The organism is Mesorhizobium sp. M7D.F.Ca.US.004.03.1.1 (assembly GCF_003998635.1).
In the GTDB taxonomy this organism is placed as follows: Bacteria; Pseudomonadota; Alphaproteobacteria; order Rhizobiales; family Rhizobiaceae; genus Mesorhizobium; species Mesorhizobium loti.
The window spans coordinates 1-2,610 of record NZ_RZQG01000830.1; the positions used below are offsets into that span (position 1 = coordinate 1).

The following is a 2,610-nucleotide window of genomic DNA, read 5'->3' on the forward strand; positions in this document are numbered from 1 at the left end:
CACGGTCGCCGCCGTGGCAAGCACGACCATCGGAATAAGCGTCCAGCCCTGGTTCATCTCGAAGAACGGATGACCGACAACGCCGCCATTTGCCAGCACGAAGGCGCCTTGCCCGACATAATTGAGCAACAGACAAGGGAACACGATCGCCAGCCAGGCGAGCACGATCGGCTTGCGGCCGAAATGGCCGAGGTCGGCGTAGAGCGCCTCGGCTCCGGTGACGGCGAGGAAGACTGCACCAACCGTAACGAAGGCGACGTCAGGCGAGTTGACCAGGAACGACACGATGTAATGCGGGCTGATTGCCAGCAGGATTTCCGGGTCGTCCATGATGTGGTTGAGCCCGGAAAGGCCGATGGCCAGGAACCACAGCGCGGTAACGGGTCCGAACACCAATCCTACGCCGCCGGTGCCAAACCGCTGTACCGCAAACACGATCGCCAGGATGGCCAGTGTCAGCGGCACCACATAGGGCTGGAACGTCGGCGTGACGACATTCATACCTTCGACCGCCGACAGTACCGAGATTGCCGGCGTAATGACGGCGTCGCCAAAAAAAAGCGCCGCGCCGACGATGCCGATGCCGATGCCGATGCCGAGGATCACCGCAGAGCAGGTCGGGAAACTGTTGCGCGCCAGCGCCATAAGCGACAGCACTCCGCCCTCGCCTCGATTGTCGGCGCGGAGCACGAACATGATGTATTTGATCGTCACGGTGATCGTCAGGGACCAGATGATCAGCGAGAGTACGCCGAGGATGTCGCCACGGCTGGCGACGTTGCCACCCGCTGATGCATGCAACGCCTCGCGAAATGCATAGATCGGGCTGGTGCCTATATCGCCATAAACGACACCTAGTGCGCCCAACATCAGCGCCTTGGTGCTGTGCTGCTCGACCTCAGAATGGCTCGATTGTTCGACAGGTTCTGCCTCGTTACCAGCATTGGTAAGGGCCATGGACGACACTCCGATAAGCGCGCGGTGCTCTACGCTTGCTGCACTGCAATATCAAGTTCCGTCACGTAATGTCTGCCGTCTCGCCTGTCGTTGCTCGCCTTGGTAGACTCGCCAGCCCGCAGCCCTACCGAGCAGCAATAGCGCCCCGGCAGAACCCTCAATCGCCCAGATCAATGAATGGTTATCGCCCACAGTGCCCCCCCGCGATGCGGCCGATGGCGACCAGGGTGTCGTGGGCGCACAAGGATGGCGCTTTCCTGATGACGCCGTGCTCCAGGTGTGATCGCACCGTTGCTGCGCAAGCCATTTACTTGCTCGTCCCAGCGAGGACCGTGGCCAACTGGAACGCAGGGCCACGCCGCTCACCGGCCGCACTTTGCGGCGCAGATAACGATTCGATCTCCGCGGCGAGATTCTGGTTGAAGAAGCCACCAAGCTTGTCGAAGGACACACGGTCGTAATATCGACATGCCAGTATCCGCAACCCAGAAAAGCTCCTTGGGCTCCGCTGCGCGCGCCACGAACAACCCGATCTTCTCTGCGAAGAGGACGCCGTAATCCTTCAGGTTGAAGCCAAACCGGGGGGCGGCCGTGACGTATGGGCGAAGGGCTAGGAGGCGGGTTCGGTGAGGAACGGCATTGATGTCCACGCCGTCTCCTGGAAAGACAGAGGAATGCGGTGTCACCGACTGGCGCCGGAGGTTGATCCGGTGATTAGGAGGAGCACTCGTTGTCGGATTCTCGACGATGTCGGACATCTGACACAACGCTGCCAGAGCGATCACGTTGTTCCGAAACGATTTTCCCAGTTGGCACGACAATTGCGGTCCTATGCGCAAAAGCACTGCGATGCCGCACCGACTGGAAGAACTCATCAATGATCACGCTTTTCGAACATGTGGGCGCCGCTACCAACACTAAGCGTTCCCGATCAAACGGAAGCCTCTATCCCTTCTTTCTGAAGGCTGTCCGGACATGAACGCATTTGATGTCCGTCCAACGCTGGATGCTCCCGACGACGATCTCTATCTTTGGCTTGAAGATGTGGAAGGCGAGCGGGCACTTGCCTGGGCCGCCGGCCAGTCGGCAAAGACCCTGAAGCACTTCAGTGGAACGCAGTTCGAGCGCGACCGCGCGACTCTGAAGGCAGGCCTGTTCCCTAAGCGGCGTCGCATCTCCCCCGGCCGAGTCGCATGGCTTGAATCCGATATCAGGGCTTGGATGGAAACTAGATCTGAGAGCCGCACCGCATGAATGTAGCCTCCCAATATCTTCTCCCGTCTGTGGCGCATCACGAAGCCGGGCACGCGGTGGCCGCCATCGTTTTGCACCGTCAGATGTTCGACGACGACCGTGAACTCCCTGCTTTCTCAAGTGTTAGTATTTACCCCGACGCCGGTGACGGAGAGTGCGGTGGTTTTGTCGAAGGCACGGTTTTCTATTCAGCGCAAGGATTCACCTCGGAGCTAAAGCCGATTTTCGAGAACGATATGGATCGACATTTCCAACGCGATGAAGCGATCCAAGAGATAGTTGCGTGTCTGGCAGGTCCTTTTGCAGAATCCGCATTCGAAGGCTATCTGGACCCGCGCGATATGGCGATGAATGCGTCCGATGGGAATGAGGGGAGCAGCGACTACGCGGATGCCAAGC

General features: G+C 59.3%; 3 protein-coding genes. 2 read left to right on the forward strand and 1 reads right to left on the reverse strand.

The annotated features are described in order from the left end of the window. On the reverse strand, positions 1-957 hold a 957-nt coding region (locus tag EN935_RS30540; RefSeq protein WP_206534605.1), incomplete at its 3' end, for a KUP/HAK/KT family potassium transporter. A gap of 975 nt (positions 958-1,932) precedes the next feature. Between EN935_RS30540 and EN935_RS42850 the strand changes: the two genes are divergently transcribed. Continuing rightward, the gene (locus EN935_RS42850; protein ID WP_063169289.1) at positions 1,933-2,211 is read left to right on the forward strand and encodes an AlpA family phage regulatory protein; all 279 of its coding nucleotides are present in this window, start codon (positions 1,933-1,935) and stop codon (positions 2,209-2,211) included. Next, positions 2,208-2,610, forward strand: a 403-nt coding sequence (locus tag EN935_RS30550) for a hypothetical protein (RefSeq protein WP_164747208.1), incomplete at its 3' end; no start/stop codon positions are given. The genes EN935_RS42850 and EN935_RS30550, both read left to right, overlap by 4 nt.

Excerpts from the sequence above, each read along its gene's own strand:
- EN935_RS42850 (WP_063169289.1), top strand. The coding sequence starts at position 1,933 with ATGAACGCATTTGATGTCCGTCCAACGCTGGATGCTCCCGACGACGAT.